The 18,988-nt window shown below is 70.2% G+C and carries 16 protein-coding genes and 1 riboswitch; of the genes, 12 read left to right on the forward strand and 4 right to left on the reverse strand.

Annotated elements, in window-relative coordinates:
• Positions 1-22: 22 nt before the first annotated feature.
• A complete protein-coding gene (locus D1J51_RS00750) occupies positions 23-1,072 on the forward strand; it encodes a hypothetical protein (RefSeq protein WP_119073261.1) in 1,050 nt (349 codons plus the stop codon).
• A gap of 15 nt (positions 1,073-1,087) precedes the next feature.
• Here D1J51_RS00750 and D1J51_RS00755 read toward each other — a convergent pair whose 3' ends face one another.
• Entirely contained in the window at positions 1,088-1,855 is a 768-nt protein-coding gene (locus D1J51_RS00755; protein WP_119073262.1) for a GAP family protein, read from the reverse strand.
• 109 nt (positions 1,856-1,964) lie between these two features.
• Here D1J51_RS00755 and D1J51_RS00760 point away from each other — a divergent pair, with 109 nt between their 5' ends.
• The 9 genes from D1J51_RS00760 to D1J51_RS00800 all read left to right on the forward strand — a co-directional run bounded on the left by D1J51_RS00760 (position 1,965) and on the right by D1J51_RS00800 (position 12,127).
• A complete protein-coding gene (locus tag D1J51_RS00760; RefSeq protein WP_119073263.1) occupies positions 1,965-3,167 on the forward strand; it encodes a sensor histidine kinase in 1,203 nt (400 codons plus the stop codon).
• Between the two features lie 101 nt (positions 3,168-3,268).
• Complete coding sequence (locus D1J51_RS00765) at positions 3,269-3,910, forward strand: response regulator (RefSeq protein ID WP_119073264.1); 642 nt, start codon at positions 3,269-3,271, stop codon at positions 3,908-3,910.
• A gap of 227 nt (positions 3,911-4,137) precedes the next feature.
• Complete coding sequence (locus tag D1J51_RS00770) at positions 4,138-5,859, forward strand: cell division protein PerM (protein ID WP_119073265.1); 1,722 nt, start codon at positions 4,138-4,140, stop codon at positions 5,857-5,859.
• Between the two features lie 6 nt (positions 5,860-5,865).
• A riboswitch (TPP riboswitch) is annotated at positions 5,866-5,975 on the forward strand.
• Entirely contained in the window at positions 5,970-7,115 is a 1,146-nt protein-coding gene (locus D1J51_RS00775) for a thiamine ABC transporter substrate-binding protein (RefSeq protein WP_119073539.1), read from the forward strand. (Overlaps the previous riboswitch by 6 nt.)
• Positions 7,115-8,788, forward strand: a complete 1,674-nt coding sequence (locus tag D1J51_RS00780; RefSeq protein ID WP_119073266.1) for an ABC transporter permease — start codon at positions 7,115-7,117, stop codon at positions 8,786-8,788. Before D1J51_RS00775 ends, D1J51_RS00780 begins: the two co-directional genes overlap by 1 nt.
• Positions 8,788-9,330 carry a nucleoside/nucleotide kinase family protein gene (locus D1J51_RS00785; RefSeq protein WP_119073267.1) on the forward strand — a complete coding sequence of 181 codons (543 nt, stop codon included), beginning with the start codon at positions 8,788-8,790 and terminating at the stop codon, positions 9,328-9,330. Before D1J51_RS00780 ends, D1J51_RS00785 begins: the two co-directional genes overlap by 1 nt.
• A gap of 9 nt (positions 9,331-9,339) precedes the next feature.
• Positions 9,340-10,002, forward strand: coding sequence for a phosphoribosylglycinamide formyltransferase (gene purN / locus D1J51_RS00790; RefSeq protein WP_119073268.1), 663 nt, complete (start codon positions 9,340-9,342; stop codon positions 10,000-10,002).
• A gap of 83 nt (positions 10,003-10,085) precedes the next feature.
• A complete protein-coding gene (purH, locus tag D1J51_RS00795) occupies positions 10,086-11,744 on the forward strand; it encodes a bifunctional phosphoribosylaminoimidazolecarboxamide formyltransferase/IMP cyclohydrolase (protein ID WP_119073269.1) in 1,659 nt (552 codons plus the stop codon).
• A gap of 29 nt (positions 11,745-11,773) precedes the next feature.
• Positions 11,774-12,127: a hypothetical protein gene (locus tag D1J51_RS00800; protein ID WP_119073270.1), complete on the forward strand. Its 354-nt coding sequence runs from the start codon at positions 11,774-11,776 to the stop codon at positions 12,125-12,127.
• Positions 12,128-12,448: 321 nt separating this feature from the next.
• Here the strand turns inward: D1J51_RS00800 and D1J51_RS00805 are convergent, their stop codons facing one another.
• Complete coding sequence (locus tag D1J51_RS00805; RefSeq protein ID WP_119073271.1) at positions 12,449-12,784, reverse strand: substrate-binding periplasmic protein; 336 nt, start codon at positions 12,782-12,784, stop codon at positions 12,449-12,451.
• 293 nt (positions 12,785-13,077) lie between these two features.
• Positions 13,078-14,538, reverse strand: a complete 1,461-nt coding sequence (locus D1J51_RS00815; protein WP_162903593.1) for a helix-turn-helix transcriptional regulator — start codon at positions 14,536-14,538, stop codon at positions 13,078-13,080.
• A 348-nt stretch (positions 14,539-14,886) separates the two neighbouring features.
• Here D1J51_RS00815 and D1J51_RS00820 point away from each other — a divergent pair, with 348 nt between their 5' ends.
• Both D1J51_RS00820 and D1J51_RS17755 read left to right on the forward strand, forming a co-directional pair.
• The gene (locus D1J51_RS00820; RefSeq protein ID WP_119073273.1) at positions 14,887-15,741 is read left to right on the forward strand and encodes a helix-turn-helix domain-containing protein; all 855 of its coding nucleotides are present in this window, start codon (positions 14,887-14,889) and stop codon (positions 15,739-15,741) included.
• A 147-nt stretch (positions 15,742-15,888) separates the two neighbouring features.
• Complete coding sequence (locus tag D1J51_RS17755) at positions 15,889-16,503, forward strand: hypothetical protein (RefSeq protein WP_162903594.1); 615 nt, start codon at positions 15,889-15,891, stop codon at positions 16,501-16,503.
• A gap of 604 nt (positions 16,504-17,107) precedes the next feature.
• Here the strand turns inward: D1J51_RS17755 and D1J51_RS00825 are convergent.
• Positions 17,108-18,625, reverse strand: coding sequence for an aldehyde dehydrogenase (NADP(+)) (locus D1J51_RS00825; protein ID WP_119073274.1), 1,518 nt, complete (start codon positions 18,623-18,625; stop codon positions 17,108-17,110).
• Between the last annotated feature and the right edge of the window lie 363 nt (positions 18,626-18,988).

Consider the following 18,988-nt stretch of genomic DNA (forward strand, 5'->3'; position numbering starts at 1 on the left):
AGCGCGTTCTAGACTGGAGTGCATGAGCCGACCCCAGGGCTGCCACCTCGTCGGCAGCATCAACTTCGACGACGCCGAGACCACGATGCGCGCGGCGGCCGAGCACCTCGGCGACCGGCTGAAGCGCATCCCGGACGGCGAGGTGGGGGAGCGCTTCCACTGGATCGTGTTCCAGGCCGACCGGCTGGGGCGCGCCCACGGCATCGAGCGCGTCGGCGACACGCCGATCCCGCTGCGCATGCTCGACATGCGGCCCGTGCGCCTCGCGGAGGGGGTGCGCGCCGAGAGCCTCGAGCTGCCGCCGCTCGGCTACGCCGAGGCGGCCCTCGACTCGTGGGGCGTCTTCTCGCGGTTGAAGGCCGAGGGGACGATCGCCGCATCCGCGCGCTTCCAGGTGTCGTTGCCCACGCCGCTCGGCGTGGTCGGCAGCTTCGTGAGGGCCGAGGATCGCCCGGTGTTCGAGCCGGTCTACGAGGCGGCGCTGGCCGCCGAGCTCGACCGCATCCTCGCGGAAATCCCGCACGACCAGCTGGCGATCCAGTGGGACGCGGCGCTCGAGTTCGCGATGCTCGAGGGGCTGCGGGGATACACGGGCGAGCCCTACGAGTGGTTCGACGACGTCTGGGCCGGCACGAGCGAGCGGCTCGCGCGGCAGATCGACCGGGTGCCCGCCGAGGTCGAGGTCGGGGTGCATCTCTGCTACGGGGACGTGGCCGAGAAGCACTTCGTCGAGCCGGTCGACACCGGCGACCTCGTGCGCTTCGCCAACCTCGTGACGGCCGCCGCGCACCGCCCCCTCACCTGGCTGCACCTGCCGGTGCCGATCGAGCGCGACGACGACGCGTACTTCGCGCCCCTCGGGGCGCTCGACCTCCCCGGCACGACCGAGCTCTACCTCGGCCTCGTGCACCGCGAGGACGGGGCCCGGGGCGCCGAGCGCCGCATCGCGACGGCGCAGCGGCACCTCTCGCGATCCTTCGGCGTCGCGACCGAGTGCGGCTTCGGCCGGGCGCCCGAGGGCGCTGCGATCCCGCTCTTCGAGGCTCACCGCGCGGTCTCCGCCGCCTGGTAGCGGTGAGCGGCGTGCTCAGCCGGGATTGATCACCGGGATGACGATCCCGAGCTGCGTCACGGCGGCGCGGGCGAGCAGGAAGCCGACGACGCCGAGGATCCAGGACGTGTTCTCGGCGCCGGTGCGCTGCATCCACGAAGTGAACCGCTCGAGCGGCCGCTCGACCGCGCGTGCGGCGACGACCCGCGCGGCGAGCAGCGCGAGCGCGGGCACGATCATCACGAGGCAGTAGCCCGCGAGCGCCGCGAACCGCAGCGGCATGCCGATCGGGGCGTCCGCGAGCATCGTCATGCCGATGAGATAGGGGAGCATGCTCGCGACCTCGACGAGCCCCGCCGCGACGGCGACCGCCATCACCGCGGCACGCGTCGTGCGCGGGGCGAGCAGCCGCTCCCGCCACCTGAGCAGTCGTCCGCTGCCGCGTAGCGCGGTCGGGTCGCCCGCGGCCGCGCGCTTCTTGCGCCGATCGTCCACGATCCCCATCCAGATCCCGGCGCCGAGCATGGCGGCTCCGACGACCAGCAGTGCGGTCTGGCCGAGCCGGGATCCCAGGAACTCCCGCCCGACGTCGATCACGTTCACGAGCCCCAGCGTGAACAGCGCGCCGACGGCGAAGTAGAACGCGGTGATGGCGCCGAGGTAGAGCAGAATCCGGTACACGCGGGGCCTGCCGGGGGCGATGAGGAGGAAGAGCGGGATCAGCAGCGTGCCGACGCTGAGCCCGTCGACGAGCGCGAGGATCGCGAGCGCCGCCGGCAGCGGGAGTGCGGTGAGGAAGTCCATGGCTCCAAGCCTCGCGGCGCGTTGCGACGCCGGCATCGGCGGAAAGCACGAGTGCCGCCTCATCCTTTGGTCTGAGACGAACGTCCGAGGTGCCTGCTTGGATGGAGGCATGACGACGGACGAGCACGATCGGCCCAGGACGGTGCTGGCGGCGGCTGCCGCGCGGCCGTGGGCCTCGGCGCTGGTCTACCTGCTGCTCGCGGTGCTGTTCGCCGCGCTGGGCTGGTCGGGGATGTGGAGTTCGCTCTCGCTGCTGAGCGAGCGGGCCTCGGCCTGGTACGCGCTGGTGCCCGCCGTTCCCGCCTGCGCGGCGGTGCTGCTGAAGCACCGCGCGCCGGGGCTCGGGCTGGCGATCGCCTCCGCGCTCGCCGCCGCGGATCTGCTGACGGTCGGCGGGCTCGTCCCGCTGCTCGTCGTGCTCGAGCTGCTGCACGCGCGGGTGGTCGCGATGGGTGCGGCCGGGCGCAGGCGGGCGCGCGACGTCGTCGTGGCCTCCGTGATCGCGGTCGTGGTCGCGGTCCTCGCGATCTCCCAGGACGTGCGGGTGACGGTGATGGTGGGGCTGCAGATCGGGGCGCTGCTCGGCTTCTCGTACTGGTACGCGAACTCGGTGGCGCAGTCGCGGGAGCTGGTGCGGCTGTACCGGCAGCGGGCGGAGAGCGCGGAGCGCGTGGTGGAGCTCGACCGGGCCGCGGCGGTGCAGGGCGAGCGGGATCGCATGGCCCGCGAGCTGCACGACGTGGTGGCGGGGCACATCTCCGCGGTGGCGATCCGCAGCGAGGCGGCGCTCGGCGCGTCGGGCGAGGACACGCAGGAGCGGCGCGCGCTGAGAGCGGTGCGCGACGCGAGCCTCGAGGCGCACGGCGCGCTGCGGTCGATGATCCAGGTGCTGCGATCCGGGGAGCGCGAGTTCGAGGTGCCGCCCGGCCGCTCGCGCGTGGCGGAGCTCGTGGAGCATGCGAACGCGTCGGGGGTGCGGGTGCGCTTGATCGACGAGATTGCGGGGGAGCTGCCCGCTCCGGTCGATCAGGCGGTGGGGCGCATCGTGCAGGAGGCGCTGGCGAACAGCGTGCGCCACGCCTCGGGCGCGGAGGTCGAGGTGCGGCTCTCCGGGGCGCGGGACGAGGTGGCGGTGGAGGTGCTCTCCCGGGGCGGATCGGCCCTCGAGAGTCCCTCGCTCACGGGCAGCGGCATGGGGCTCGAGCTGCTCGCCGAGCGGGCGCGGGCGCTCGGCGGCGAGCTGAGCGCCGGGCCGGGGGAAGCGGGGGTCTGGGTGGTCCGCGCCCGGCTTCCGGAGGGAGGAGCGGCGTGACCGGGGAAGGCGAGGCGACTGGCGCCGGAGGGGGCCGAGAGCGTGCCGAAGCGGCAGCGGGGCGGGAAGCGCGGCCGGAGGAGCGCGCACCGCGGCCGCGCGTGCTGCTCGCAGACGATCATGGCATGATCCGCGATGGGCTGCGCATGATCCTCGAGGCGCACGGCGTGGAGGTCGTCGGCGAGGCCGCCGACGGGGCGGCGGCGATCCGAAATGCCGCTGCGCTGCGCCCCGACGTGGTGCTCATGGATTTGCGCATGCCGGGGATGGACGGCGTCGCGGCGACGCGGGAGATCGTCGCGGCCGGCACCGCGGAGGTGCTCGCGCTCACGAGCTTCGACGAGGACGAGCTGGTCTTCGCCGCGATCCGCTCGGGCGCCGCGGGATTCCTGCTGAAGACCACGGCTGCGGGGCCGCTCGTCGACGCCGTCAGGCGCATCGCCGCGGGTGAGGGCGTGCTCGATCCGCGCGTGACCAGGCGGGCGCTCTCGGCGCTCGCCGACGCCCCGCGCCCCTGGGCGGCCGGCGCCTCCCTGCCGGGCATCGAGCAGCTGACCGCGAGGGAGCGCGAGGTGCTCACCGCACTGCGCGAGGGGCTCTCGAACGCCGGGATCGCCGAGACCCTCGGCATCTCCATCCCGACGGTGAAGACCCACGTCTCCAGCATTCTGGTGAAGCTTGGGGCCGAGAGCCGGGCGCACGCCGCGGCCCTCGCCCGCGACGCGCCGCTCGACTCCGACTGACGCGCCGACCCGACAGGCCTTTCGCTTCCCGGGCCTTCGCCCTCGTCTTCCCGGGCCTTCGCCGTCGTCTTCCCGGGCCTTCGCCCTCGATCCGTGTGCGCCTTTCGGGCGTTTCACCGCCGTCCGAGCGTCCGAAAGGCGCACACGGATGTTTCAGGCCGGGCTCGTCCGGGACGCATGAATCGTACCGGGTCCGCAGAGTAAGCTTCTGGTCGATGAGATCCTTAGTGACTGCGGCGATCGCTGCGATCGAGGCCGCGGCCGCGGCTCTCGCGGGTCTCGTGGCCGTCGCGATCCCGGTCCTGCTGCTGTGGGTGGTCACGTTCGATCTCGCCGCAGAGCCCGAGGTCGTGCTCGCGTCGATCGGGGGCGTCTGGCTGCTCGCCCACTGGGTGCCGTTGAGCTTCGCACTGAGTCCGGAGACGGCGCTGGCCCTGGGGCAGGCACCCGAGGGGCTGAGCTTCACCCTGTCCCTGGCGCCCCTCGGGATCACGCTGATCACGGCGCTGCTCGCCGCGCGCGCCGGCCGGCGCTTCGCCCGCCGGGGGGGCGCCGGGGCGGCGGGCGTGCTCGGCGGAACTCTGGGCTTCGGGGCGGTGGCGTTCTCGGTCTGGGCGGCGACCTCCCCGAGCACGCCCTGGCCCGTCTGGGCCGTGGTCCTGGTGCCCGCGCTCGGCTACGGCTCGGTGGCGGCGGCGGCCTTCGCCGTCGCCGCGGCGATCGACGGCCAGGCCTGGTGGGCCGGGGCTCTGCGCAGGGCCCAGCGCGGCATGGAGTATCTCGGTGCTCGCGCGACCGCGGCGTTCCCGGCCCGAGCTGCGCTCACGCTGCGGCTCGCCGCGGCGGCGCTCGCCGTGTCCGTGGGGGTCGCCGCGCTCGCGCTCGCTGCGGCGCTCATCGTCGGCTACCCGCAGATCATGGCGCTCACCCAGAGCCTGCAGCTGGACGCTCTGGGATCTACGCTGCTCTTCCTCGCGCAGCTGGTCCTGCTGCCGGTCGCACTGATCTGGGCGCTGGCCTGGCTCACGGGCGCCGGCTTCGCCGTGGGGGCGGGCAGCTCGGCCACCCCCTTCGAGACGCTGCTCGGCCCGGTGCCCACGATGCCCCTCTTCGGCGCCGTGCCCCAGGGCTGGGGCGCCCTGGGCGCGCTCGCGCCTGCGATCCTGGTGCTCGGGGGGGTGGGCGTCGGTCTGCTCGGGGCGCGGCGTCCCGAGCTGCGACGCGCCCCGTGGAGCGTCGCGGTCGCGGTACCGGTGGTCGCGTCGGCGCTGGCCGGTCTGGCCATCGCGGGGCTCAGCGCGCTCTCGAGCGGATCGATGGGCCCGGAACGGCTCGCCGAGACCGGGGCGGATCCCTGGCGCGCGGGGGGACTCGCGGCCGCTGAGCTCGCGGTCGGGCTGCTGCTCGGCGTCGCTGCCGGGAAGGCCGACTACTCCCGACTGCGCGTCGCCCTGCCGGACGGCGTCGCGAGCGCGCGGCGCAGGCTGCGCGGGGGACGGAGCGCCGAGACGGCCCCGGCCGACGATCAGGAGACGATTCCGCTCGACGAGCTGCGGGCTCGGCTGCGCGCGAGCTCGTCATCCGCCCCGCGGGACACGCCGGTGGGGGACGCGCCCCGCAGCGTCGACGGTGAGGATCCGGGTGTGCGCGAGGCGGAGGACCCGGCCGGGCGGGAGACGGTGGAGATCCCGTCGGCCGAGCATCCTCAACGGAGAGCCGGGGAATCGGAGGGAGAGGCCGGCCGCGGCGATGAGGATCCGCGAAGGCGCGCGGCCGGCACCGCCTCGGCGGAAGCGCCGGACCCGGCCGACGAGGAATCCGAGACCGAGGAATCCGAGACCGAGGCGCTGCTGCGCGCCTACTCGTGGGACCAGCCCGACGCCGAGCCGCGATCCGAGGAGGACCGACCGCGGCGCAGCGGTTGGCGCTGGCCGCGCGGGAAGGACTAGGGTAGAGGGGCAATCCACGGGAGTCCGCGCGCGGCGGGCTGAGAGGGAGCACGCGAGCTCCGACCGTTCAACCTGATCTGGTTCATGCCAGCGGAGGAAGGAAGCCCTCGATGACCCCCGCCCACCCGACGAAACCCCTTGCGCGCGTACGCCGCGCCGTTCCGGTCGTCGCGCTCGCCGCCGTCTGCGGCCTGGCGCTCACCGGTTGCGCCATCGGTCCCTCGGAACCACCCGGCCAGGCCGGCGGGGCCGGGGGCACCGGCACGGTCGTCCTGGCGGTGCACGATTCGTTCCCCAACGAGGAGTTCGCGAAGGCTGCGAGCAAGGCCACCGGCTACGACGTCAAGGTGGTCTCGGCCGGCGACGGCGGCGAGCTGACCAACAAGCTCGTGCTCACGAAGGGCGCCCCCATCGCCGACGCGTTCTTCGGCGCCGACACCATCTTCGCGTCGCGCCTCGTCGAGAACGACGTCGTGGTGCCGTACGCTCCGGCCGGGCTGCCGGAGGGCGCGGAGCAGTACGCCGTCGTCGACGGGACCGGCTCCCAGTCGCCCCCCGCCGACGCCGTGGGGGAGACCGGGCTGGTGCCGGTCGACCGCGGCGCGACCTGCGTCAACATCGACACGGAGTGGTTCGCGGCCGAGGGGCTCGAGGAGCCCGAGAGCTACGAGGATCTCGCCGACCCCGCCTACCGGGATCTCACCGTGCTGCTCGACCCCACCGCCTCGTCGACCGGCGCCTCGTTCCTCGTCGGCACGGTCGCGAAGTTCGGCGAGGACGGTTTCGCAGACTACTGGAAGAAGCTCGTCGACAACGGCGCCCGCATCGAGCAGGGCTGGAGCGACGCCTACTACGGGCAGTTCACGCAGGGCGGCGAGGGCGGCACCAGGCCGATCGTGGTCTCGTACGCGTCCTCTCCGGCCTTCACCGTGAACGAGGAGGGCACGGCCACCACGACGCGGGCGCTGCTCGACACCTGCACGCGCCAGGTCGAGTACGCCGGCGTGCTCGCCGGCGCCGCGAACGATGCGGGGGCGAGGGCAGTGGTCGACTACCTCGTCTCGACCGAGTTCCAGCGGACCATCCCCGACGCCATGTACATGACCCCCATCGACGCATCCGTCGAGATGCCCGAGGCGTGGGCCCGGTTCGCGCCCGATCCGGCCGCGAAGCAGACCTTCGACCTGACGCCGGGAGAGATCGAGCGCGGCCGCGAGGGCTGGCTGAAGACGCTGGGCGAGCAGATCGGACTCTAGTGCTCCGGGGGAGGGCGTGGGGCGTCGCGGCGTGGACACTGGCCGCGACGCTTCCGCTCGCCTTCCTCGCGCTGTTCTTCCTGTGGCCCGTCGTCTCGCTCGTGGCTACCGGTTTCGTCGATGACGGTCGTTTCGACCCGAGCGGCATCCCCGAGGTGTTCGGCGCGCAGCGCACCTGGCGCGTCGTCGGGCAGACGCTGACCCAGGCGGGGCTCGCGACGCTGCTCTCCTTGGCGCTCGGCCTGCCGGCCGCCCACGTGCTCTACCGGCTCGACTTTCCGGGGCGCTCGATGCTGCACGGGCTGCTCACCGTGCCGTTCGTGCTGCCCACGGTGGTGGTGGGTATCGCGTTCTCGGCGCTGCTCGGGCCGGGCGGGCCGCTGGAGCGGCTCGGCCTCGAGCGCAGCCCGGGAGCGATCGTGGCGGCGCTCGCGTTCTTCAACGTGACCGTCGTCGCGCGCACCGTGGGCGGCTTCTGGGCCCGGCTCGACGACAGCGCCGAGATGGCGGCCCGCGTCATGGGCGCGGGGCGGCTGCGCGCCTGGGTCACCGTCACGCTTCCGGCGCTGGCCCCGGCGATCGCCTCGGCGGCGTCGCTCGTCTTCCTCTTCAGCGCCACCTCCTTCGGCATCGTGCTGATCCTCGGCGGGCGGGAGTTCTCGAACGTCGAGACCGAGATCTATCGCCTCACCGTGCAGTTCCTCGACCTGCGGGGCGCCGCCGTGCTCTCGCTCGCCCAGTTCGCGATCGTCGGCGCCGCGCTCGCCGTCTCGGCCCGGCTGCGTCGCTCGGGGGAGCGCGCGGTGCGGCTGCGGGACGATCGCGACCGGGCGAGGCGGCCCGGCCCGGGGGACGTCCCCGCGCTGATCGTCTTCGCGGCGACGGCGCTGCTGCTGCACGCGGCGCCGATCCTCGCGCTCGTCCTGCGCTCGCTGCGGGATCGGGAGGGGAGGTGGACGGTCGCGAATTACGTCGCCCTGGTCGACCCTCCCGCCGAGCTGCCGCTCGACGACTCGGTGCTGAGCGCGATCTGGCTGTCGTTCCGCATCGCCCTCGTGGCGGCGCTGATGTCGATGGTGCTCGGCGTGCTGATCGCGCTCGTGCTCTCCCGCCGTCCCGCCTCGCGCGCCCTGCGGCGAGGCATGGCGCTCTTCGACGGCCTCGTCATGCTGCCGCTCGGGGTCTCGGCCGTGACGCTCGGCTTCGGGCTGCTGCTCACGATGAACCGGCCGCTCGGGATCGGCTTCGATCTGCGCACCTCGCTCGTGCTCATCCCCGTCGCCCAGGCGCTCGTGGCCCTGCCGCTCGTCGTGCGCACGCTGCTGCCGGTGCTGCGGGGCATCGACCAGCAGCTGCGCTTCGCGGCGGCCACCCTCGGAGCGAGCCCGCTCGCCGTGCTGCGCACCGTGGACCTGCCCATGCTCGGCCGGTCCGCGGGGCTGGCCCTGGGGTTCGCCTTCGCGGTGTCGCTCGGCGAGTTCGGGGCGACCTCGTTCCTCGTGAGGCCCGGCGCCCAGACCCTGCCGGTCGCCGTCGCCGAACTCATCGGGCGTCAGGCCCCCGGCAGCTACGGCGCCGGTCTCGCGGGGGCCGTGGTGCTCGCCGCCTTCGCCGCCGCGGTGATGCTGGCCGCAGAACGCCTGCGCCCCGACGGCGCTAAGGTGGAGTTCTGATGCTCTGCTACGACCTCGAACGCCTCGACGCCCTGCTGATCGACGGCCGGTCGGGCGCCGGGAAGACCGAGCTGGCGGAGCGCATCTCGCATCGTCTGCGCGCGATCGGACGGGAGCCGCAGCTGCTGCGCGTGGAGCACCTGTATCCGGGGTGGGACGGGCTGGCGGAGGGATCCCGCGCCCTCGCCGCCGCCCTCGACGAGGGAGGGTACCGTCGCTACGACTGGCGGGCCGGGGCCTTCGCCGAGCACGTGCCCGTCACCCGGCATCGGCCCCTGATCATCGAGGGGTGCGGCTCGCTCACGGCCGAGAACCTGTCCGCCGCGCGTCGCTGGGCGGAGCGCGCGGGAGGCTCGGGACGGTCGGCGAGCGTGCGGGGCATCTGGATCGAGTGCGAGGCGGAGACCAGGCGATCCCGCGCCCTGGCCCGTGACGGCGAGGCCTACGCCCCGCACTGGGATCGCTGGGCGGCTCAGGAGGAGAAGCTCTACGGCGAGCACCGCCCCTGGAGGCTCGCCGACGAGGTGCTGCGCGAGCGATAGACTGGTGCGGTGCTGAAACTCGCGGTTCTGATCTCCGGCGGCGGCAGCAACCTGAGGGCGCTGCTCGACGCGGTGGCGGATCCCGAGTTCCCCGCGCGCGTCGTGTGCGTCGGATCCGACACCGAAGCCCCCGGCCTCGCACATGCCGAGGCGGCGGGCGTGCCCGCCTTCGTCGTGCGCCCGGGCGACTACGACTCGCGCGAGGAGTGGGGCCAGGTGCTCGCCGCGGCCATCCAGGAGCACGGCGTGGGAACCGGGCCCGAGCCGGGGCTCGTGGTGAGCGCGGGGCTGATGCGGATCCTGCCGGCCGGGTTCGTGCGCGAGTTCTCGCCGCACCTCATCAACACCCACCCGGCGCTGCTGCCGCTGCACCCGGGGGCGCACGCCGTGCGCGACGCGCTCGCCGCGGGCGCGACCGAGACCGGCGTCAGCGTGCACATCATCGACGAGGGGGTCGACACTGGGCCCGTGCTGCGACAGGCTCGCCTCGGGGTGCGCCCCGGCGAGCGCGAGGAGGCGCTGCACGAGCGCATCAAGCAGCTCGAGCGCCCGCTGCTCGTGCAGACCGTGCGCGAGATCGCACTCGGCGAGCTCGACCTCGCCGCCGCACTCGAAACGGCTGCCCGGCCCGCGGATACGGGATCTGCGGAGCATATGCCCGGATCAGCCTGAGATCCCATATCGTCTGCAGATCCCGTTTCCCTGCAGCCCGACCTCACCGCCACCCGACACCGATACGAAGGGCCCACACCTCCATGGCAGTCCAGAGCCACGACCCCAGTCTCTACGAGCACCGCGACGTCGTCCCCGTGCGGCGCGCGCTGATCTCGGTGAGCGACAAGACCCGACTGCTCGACCTGGCGTGCGCCCTCGCCGAGGCCGGCGTCGAGATCGTGTCGACCGGCTCGACCGCGGCGACCATCCGCGAGGCGGGCCACCCGGTCACCGACGTCTCCGAGGTCACCGGGTTCGCGGAGGCGCTCGACGGCCGGGTGAAGACGCTGCACCCGGCCGTGCACTCCGGCCTGCTCGCCGACCTGCGTCTCGCCGACCACCGCGAGCAGCTCGAGCAGCTCGGCTTCGCCCCGTTCGAGCTCGTCGTGGTCAACCTCTACCCCTTCGAGCAGACCGTCGCCTCGGGCAGGCCCGCGGCCGACGTGATCGAGAACGTGGACATCGGCGGACCCGCCATGGTGCGCGCCGCCGCGAAGAACCACGCGAACGTGGGCGTAGTGGTGTCGCCCGGCCGCTACGACGAGGTGATCGACGCGGTGGGCGCGGGCGGCACGACGCTCGCCCAGCGGCGCTCGCTCGCCGCCGAGGCCTTCGTGCACACGGCGCAGTACGACGCCGCGGTGGCCAACTGGTTTCTCGACCGGGAGGACCGCGGCTGGAGCGATGAGGCGGCCGTCGAGAAGACCGCCGAGGACGGCTCGATCGACAGCATCTTCGACACCGGCGAGGGCTACGTCGGCTATGAGGTCTTCGGGCTCCGGGAGGCCGTGCTGCGCTACGGCGAGAACAGCCACCAGCGCGCCGCGCTCTTCACCGAGAACGAGGGCACCGGCATCGCCCAGGCCGCGCAGCTGCACGGCAAGGAGATGTCGTACAACAACTACGTCGACGCCGACGCGGCGCTCCGGGCCGCGTTCGATCACGAGCGCCCCGCCGTCGCGATCATCAAGCACGCGAACCCCTGCGGCATCGCCGTCGCACCCGACGGTGCGGACGACCCGATCGCGGCGGCGCACGAGCTCGCGCACGCCTGCGATCCCGTATCCGCGTTCGGCGGTGTGATCGCGGCCAATCGAGTCGTCACCGAGAAGATGGCCGAGACGGTCTCGGGCATCTTCACCGAGGTGATCATCGCCCCCGGCTTCGAGCCCGAGGCGCTCGCGATCCTCACCCGGAAGAAGAGCATCCGACTGCTCGCGCTGCCGGCCGACTTCGCGCCCAGTCCCGTCGAGCTGCGCCAGGTGTCGGGCGGCTTCCTCCTGCAAGACTCCGACCGCTCGTTCAAGGGGGCCTCCGAGTGGGAGCTCGCCACGGGCGAGCCGGCCGACGCCGAAACGCTCGCCGACCTCGAGTTCGCCTGGCGGGCCTGCCGCGCTGTGAAGTCGAACGCGATCCTGCTCGCCTCGGGCGGTGCCTCGGTGGGAGTGGGCATGGGGCAGGTCAACCGCGTCGACTCGTGCCGCCTCGCGGTCGAGCGCGCCGGCGACCGCGCGCGAGGTTCGGTCGCCGCGTCGGACGCGTTCTTCCCCTTCGTCGACGGCCTGCAGGTGCTGCTCGACGCCGGGGTGCGCGCCGTGGTGCAGCCGGGCGGCTCGGTGCGGGATCCCGAGGTCATCGAGGCGGCGCGGGCGGCCGGCGCGACCGTGTACTTCACCGGAGAGCGGCACTTCTTCCACTGAGCGTGGGTGCCGGAAAGAGAGACAGGGATATGGAAATCGTCAAGGGCATTCTGGTCGTGCTGCACCTCGTCGGCTTCGGGGCGGTGTTCGGCAGCACACTCGCGCAGCTGCCGGCCGTGAAGGAGACGAGGGCGCGCATCACGCCGGGTATTCTCCACGGCGCGTCGCTGCTGTTCGCGACCGGGCTGCTGCTCGTCGCCTCGACCTACATGATGGGCGGCCAGCCGAACAACGCCAAGATCGGGGTGAAGACGCTCGTGCTCGTCGCGATGATCGTCATCATCCTGGCGAACCGCAAGAAGGAGACGGTGCCGGGAGGGGCGCTCGGCGCCATCGCCGGCCTCTCGCTGCTCAACGTGGCGCTGGCGGTGCTCTGGAACTGAGCGGCTGGGCAGCGGGTAGCCTACGACGGAGAGCTGTCACTGTGCTCCGGCGCGGTACCGGCGCGAGCACGCGCCGACCCGCGGGTCAGGCGGTCTGGTCCGCCGGGAGAGCAACGTGGCGCGTCACCTCGGCGATGCGGTCGCCCGCGATCCGCATCCGTCCGAAGAACGGGGACGAGCCCGTACCGCCCCCTGGCGGTGACACAGAACCGTACCTGGTCGTGCTGATCCGCGACAGCGTCTGCACCGCGCCGCCCGGGGCCGGACAACGCAGCCCGGCCTCCACCGGAGCGTGATCCCGCAGAGCAGCACCGCGAACCGCTACTCGGGTACGAACTCCTGCTTGAACCGTTCGGGGCCGAGGGCGCGCTCTATGAGCTCGAAATCACGGTCGGAGTTCAGCACGGTCAGATCGTTCGCGGTCGCGTAGGCCGCGATGAGCGCATCGGCGTTCTCCTCGGCGTAACGAGCTTCGAAGGATCCCTGCTGCACGGCGACCTTCTTGTTCGCCGTGTCTGCGAGCGTGGACACGTCCGACACCTCGGGCACGAGAAGGGCTAGGGTCGTCGTGAAGTGAGTCTCGGCGAAGTCCATGTTCTTCTCGTGCTCGGGAGTCCGATAGATGGGCGCGTCGGTGCAGACGGTGCTCGCGGACAAAGCGCACGCGACGGGCGTGAACCGCGACTACCTCCGCAAGCGAGTCATCGGGGCGGTGGTGCCGGAGAAGACCACCGAGATCGGCTCCCGTCACCGCAAGGGCAGCCCGGGCGGGAGGCCTCCGAAGTTCGGCGCCTGGAAGTACAAGGATCGGAACGCGATCGAGCGGGCGTTCGATCTCAGGAAGCAGTGGCGCGGGCTTGCCACACGCCAGGACAAACTCGCGGTGACCTACCGGGCCGACGTGCTGATCACGGCGATTCTCGCCCGGTCACGCGCACAGGAGACCCACCCTAACCGTTTGTTTCGAAGAGTTGAGCGAGCTGAGATCTGCTGGAGATCTGGAGTTTCGCATAGGCGCTTCGCAGCTGCGTTTTGATTGTGTTCGGGCTGACGTTGAGGCGCTGTGCGATCTCGGGCCTGGTGAGGCCTTCGAGCGCGTGCTCGATGACCTGTGATTCTTTCTGGGTGAGCGCGTCTGCTCCTGGGACGGGGAGGTGTTGTGGGAGGGTGCGTAGCCGTTCTGCTATGGATGCATTCTCCTCTCCGAGGAGATCTGCCACCTGTTCGCGGATACTTTCGGACGCTGATGTAAATCCTGAGTAGTGCTCGTGCCATTGCGCGAGCTCGACTGCTCGTCGGAGAAGGTTCTCTGACATGTTGAGTTCATCAGTTTCGGCCGTGAGCAGGAGCGCGCGGATGAGGATACGGGGACTGGAGCCGGGAACATTGAGGAGCGGTGCGATCAGTTTTCTCGCTTGACGGGGTCTGTGGAGGCTGATGAGGCGTCGGGCGAGGAGCGTGGCGGCGAGTTGGTTGAGGATGGCGGCTTGCGCGTTGGGCGGTTCGAGCTCGAGCTGGCGTACTGCTCGGTGCGGTTGATGCAGATCGAGCAGTAAGAGGTACCGGATAATCTTGGCGGACTCGGCGTTCAGGGCGGCGTCTCTGTGCTCGATTGTCAGCGACTCCACGAATGTTTCGAATTCCGATAATTCGGTCTGTGCACCGGCACGAGCAGCTACGACGATGAGTGTTCGAATCAGGTAGTAGATCGGCCAGTACTCCATGGCCTGAGTGATGTCGATACGGGAGAGGACTTCGGACGCCTCGGCGTACTCCAGACGGTCAAGGCACAACATTGCATGGGCGAGTGCACCCGGAACGGGTGCGAAGGTCGACCACCATTCGTGTTCGTGTACGGTCGGGATCGTGCTGAGTTGTGCGTTTGCGGCTTGCCCGCGGCCGTGAATCGCGTGGATCAGAGCGGCTGCTCCGCCAGCGGCCGTCACCATCATCCGGTGGTTGATGGATTGCGCCCAGTCGAGGCTTTGAGCGAACTGATCCAACGCGTCCGAAAGGCGTCCGTCTTGAGCGAAAGTGAGTCCCCAGTGATAGTGGAACTCGGGTAGCGCGTTCGCCAGAGTCGGCACCGTCTCGACCGGTAATGCCCGGAGGTAGGTTACCGCCCGAGCCGCGATGACGACCGCGTCGGCGTGACGGCCTGCTGCCCGAGCGGCGGCGATCTGGCCGGTCAACGCGGCGAGCTTGTCGATTGGCTTGTCGCTGTCAGCGGTGCCGAGGATATCGTCGTATGCCCGATTCTCGCGCTTCCCAGACAGGTTTCTCTGAACATGGCGCATCCCTAAGCGCAGGCGAGGCTCTTGGGACAAGGTCGCCTCAGGCAAAGCCCTCAACGCCTCCAGGAGTTCTTTTGGATGGTCTTGATACAGAGCGCTCCAGTCCTCGCCGAGCACACGGAGTACCGCTTCCCACCCGTGAGCGTCTAGCGCTGCTCGCAGCCTGTCGAGGGCGCCTCGGCCATCCGCCACGGACTTCATCCCACTTTCGTCTCGTTCGAGTCTTCCACCGTCATGCTTCACGCCCGCATCCGCGCCAGTGAGGGCGGATGCGGGCACCTGTGGCTTTGCGGTGCAGCGCAGGCTGATGGCTCCCTCGGCGTCGCGCCTAGTCCAGGGACGGCGTCTGAGCCCAATCGAAGAGGGTGATTTTTTCCTGTCCCGGGGTGAAGCCGGGATTCTCCGCCTTCCTGTCAAGGCTAGCATTCTCACGGATGGGTTGCCCCGCGGCACCGAGAGGTATGCATGAGTCCGAGATCGATCGAGATGAGGAACCGTCTTGGCGCATCTGGATGGCGGGTTCCTCCTGGGCCGCTCGGGGAAACTCAGGTCGATGTTCATCAGGACGAGCATTTTCAAGCTTCGCGTCAAGTTCTCGGAGTCTCCGTCGCCCCCACGTTTCTCGAGCCGGTGGATTACGACTTTCGAGTGCTGTTAGCAGTCGAGGGCCGGGCGACGATTGGGCCGCTTGCGATATCGCCCGGCCAAGCTCTCGTGCTCCGTGGTGATCTGAACCTTGCGAGTGCTCTCGGACGGGGCTGGGCGTGGATTGAGTGGCAACTCAATTCCAGTGCATTGCGCACGCCGGTGCTTCGGAACCTCACGGAGAAGGTGCAACCGGCTCACTCGGTGTACTGGGAGATGCTCACCGCTGCGACAATGTCGTTGCTCAACGCGCCGATGCTTGCTGCGACACGTTCGTCGCTACATCTTGGTCGTGCGATGGAGCAGCTTGTGGTTGCAGCCCTGCTGTCGAGTGAGGAGGCGGATCCCCCTAATCGTGCGGATACGCCGACGCTCTATCGTGCGGCGCAGACACTCATCGCGTTGAAGTTCAAGGATCAATCGTTCACCGTCGAGGCGCTCGCGAAAAGCCTCCATGTGTCGACGAGCAGGTTGCACCGTGCATTTGCAACGGCCGGGACGACTCCACGACGCGAAATTGAGCGACACCGTATCGCGCGAGCACAGGAACAGTTGCAGCCGGGACGTACTAATGCAGCCCGCGCGGAACGGGTCGCCCAGAGCTCCGGTTTCAGATCACGCACACAAATGCTTCGCGCGATCAGACGTGCGTCTAGGGGCACCGTAGGCGTGTAACTGGTTCGTTTTCAGGCGGTGTGGTGGCCTGAGAGGCATGGTTTCTGGCGAAGTGCGTTTCGGTGGCCGGGCGTCTTGTGACAATGAAGTCACCACTGCGCGGTCAGGTCGATCCTGGATCGTGCTCTTACCGGGAGGGTCCACGTTATGAATCATCAAGCTGACCAATCGACGAGCGTCACGCGCCGCACGCTCGTAAAGGGGGCGGCGTGGTCCCTCCCCGTCGTCGTCGCCGCCGTCGCGGCGCCAATTGCCGCCGCATCGACAGTGGCGCCTGATCCTGTTGTCGATCTCGTGTTGTACGACCTCGTCTATAGCACCCAGGGAGAGGATCCGGGGCTGCCGCAGTTCCCCACCTTCAACGCCGACAACGGTCTCTTCGTTGACGCGCGATATACGAACAATGGCCCGGGCGTCGCTCGGGGCGCGTCCATCAACATCAGCCTGCCCGAGAACAGCCACAACTTCGATCTGAACGATCCTCATGGCCCTGCAATCGCACTCGGTGATGGATGGGTGATCACGAGCATCCCAGCCTCAGGCACCGGACGTCGGACCATTGTGCTCACCAACCCAACACTGGAACTTGCTCCAGGTGAAACGGGCTTTGTCCGGCTCAACTATTGGACGACAGCGGTGCCTGGAGTTTCAGAGCAGAACATCTTCCCCGACGCGAGCATCACTCCCGGAGACGGACAGGCGGACGCAAACCCCGGCAACGACTACCGGCGCACGTCCAACCACTACAACATCCAGACCTGAGCGCGGTGCACGGCCTGGCGGATCAACATGTTGGAGTACGACGAGTTCGATGCGACGTCGCGATCGCGCACGCTCTACAGAGCCTCGCCATGATTTGAATCTGCAATCAGTGCCGAGTGGATCGGGGCCGCATTATGGCGAGACAAGCGACTATCGCCACAACCGTCCGTTGAGCGGAACCGACCGCCGAGTTCGAAGACGGGTCGGTCAGTCCGCTCAAGTCAATGAGACATCGGAATGGAGACAGTGATCTGATCGGTATCTGTCAGCCCGGCGAGAACCGGCGCCGCTCCAGGGTTTGCTGCGGTTCGTACCGCACTGGGCGATGCTCGTCGACACCGGCCGCGACGCCCAGATGGGGATCCCGATCATCGTTTCGAGATGTTCGAGTCGACTCGCAGAGGTCGGTGCATAGCGACGGTTCTACGAGATGTCGAGTTGTTCCGAAGCCGAGGCCGTGGGCCCCTTCGCGTGCGATGAGGGATGGGGGCAGGTCTTCGTGCACCGATTTACCTTTGAGCACCTTGAACGAGCCAAAAGTAGGTGCTTGAAGGTAAATCGGTGCTCGGGCGTGAACACGGGCTGCGCGCGGCTGAGCCGGCTTCTACAGCTCGCGCCCCCAGCTCTTGGACGCTCCCGCCGGCGCGACGGCCTGCGGCACGCCGAGCGGATTGTCGTCGCGCAGCGCCTCGGGCAGGAACGCGGCGGGAGCGTTCTGATAGGCGACCGGGCGCAGGAACCGCTTGATCGCCGACGTGCCCACCGAGGTGCTGGAGTCGTTGGTGGTCGCCGGCCACGGCCCGCCGTGCTGTTGGGCCGGGGTGACGGCCACGCCGGTCGACCAGCCGTTGAAGAGTACGCGTCCCACCTGCTGGCTGATGGCGTCGACGAGGGCGCGCAGTTCGGCGGCGTTGGCGGTCTCGCCGGTGGTCTCCTCCGAGCTGAGGTGGAGCGTGCCTGTGAGGTTGCCCTCGGTGAACTCGGGCAGGAGGGCAGCGAGGTCGGTGCCCTGCGGCGTCTCCACGAGGATCGAGAGCGGGCCGAAGGCCTCCTCGACGAGCGCCTCCTTGCCGCGGCGGAAGTCGTCGAGCGACACCGCGACGACGGTCGGGGTGGCCCAGCCCTGCCCCTGCTCGTCGATGCGGACGCCGCCCTCGATGACGGGACGCACGCCGGGCGAGGCGAGGATCGCGTCGCGGCGCTCGGCGAAGCTCCTCGCGATGCGCGGGTCGAGGAGGCGATGCTCGGGAAGCTCTCCGGCCGCGGCGCGGATCGCGTCGGGGAGCGCGGAGCCCTCCGGGATGAAGGCGAAGCCGGGCTTGGTGCAGAGCTGGCCGGCGGATCCCGAGACGCTGGCGAGGTAGCCGCTCGCGATCTCGTCGGTGCGCTCGGCGATGGCGTCGGCGGTGATGAAGACGGGGTTGACGCTGCCGAGCTCGCCGTAGAACGGGATGGGAGCGGGACGGGACGCTGCGATGTCGGCGAGGAGCCGGCCGGCCCCGATGGAGCCCGTGAAGGCGCCGGCCTTGATGCGCGGGTCTTTGAGCACCGCCACGCCGGCCTCGCGGCCGTGGATGAGCTGGAAGACACCGTCGGGCATGCCCGCTGCCGCGAGGGCCTCGGCGGCGACCTCGGCGGTGGCGTCCGAGAGGTCGGGGTGGCCCGAGTGGGCCTTGACGATGAGGGGGCAGCCCGCGGCGAGGATGGACGCGGAGTCGCCGCCCATCACCGAGAACGCGAACGGGAAGTTGGATGCGGAGAAGTTGATGACCGGGCCGAGCGGCAGGTGCGTGCGGCGCACGTCGGGGCGCACGCCGAGCGCGAAGTCGTCGTCGGCGGGATCGATGCGCACATCGAGGTAGCCGCCGTCGACCAGGGTGTCGGCGAAGAGGCGCAGCTGCACGGCCGTTCGCGTGACCTCGCCGGAGAGACGCGCCTCGGTGAGGCCGGTCTCGCGCATGGCGATCGCGACGAGGCGCTCCTTCGCGCCCTCGAGCGCGTCGGCGACGGCGACGATGGCGCGGGCGCGGTCCTCGGGGCTCGTCGCCGCGAAGGCGGGGGCGGCGGATGCGGCCGCCGCGACGACGGCCTCGAACTCGGGGGAGAGGGTGTCGTGAGACATGCGGGTTCCTTCGTGCTCGGTGCGGTGGGGCTCCGCTCGGGTGACGTTGCGAAGCGGGCCAACAGCTCTACAATGTGCAATTGTACAGGGGTTCCGCGCTGCTTGCGACCCTGTTCCGCCAGTCTTGCAGCTCTGCCCCGAGCGACGTCGGGCATTCCTGAACAGTCGCGCCGCCTCGCCTCGTGCAGATGTGCGCAGTCCCGCTGCAGGCTGTCCGAAGGTGGCGTGCGCCCGAAGATTCCGGGAAAGTAGTAGATATTACTATTTCACGGGCGCCTGAATCTTCGAGAGGAACCGACTGCGGGTCAGGATCGCGATGTTCAGCATAAGTACCTGATCAAGTGCATATTCAATGATACAGGG

Origin of the sequence: Leucobacter sp. wl10 (assembly GCF_003569785.1) — a bacterium.
Classification (GTDB): domain Bacteria; phylum Actinomycetota; class Actinomycetes; order Actinomycetales; family Microbacteriaceae; genus Leucobacter.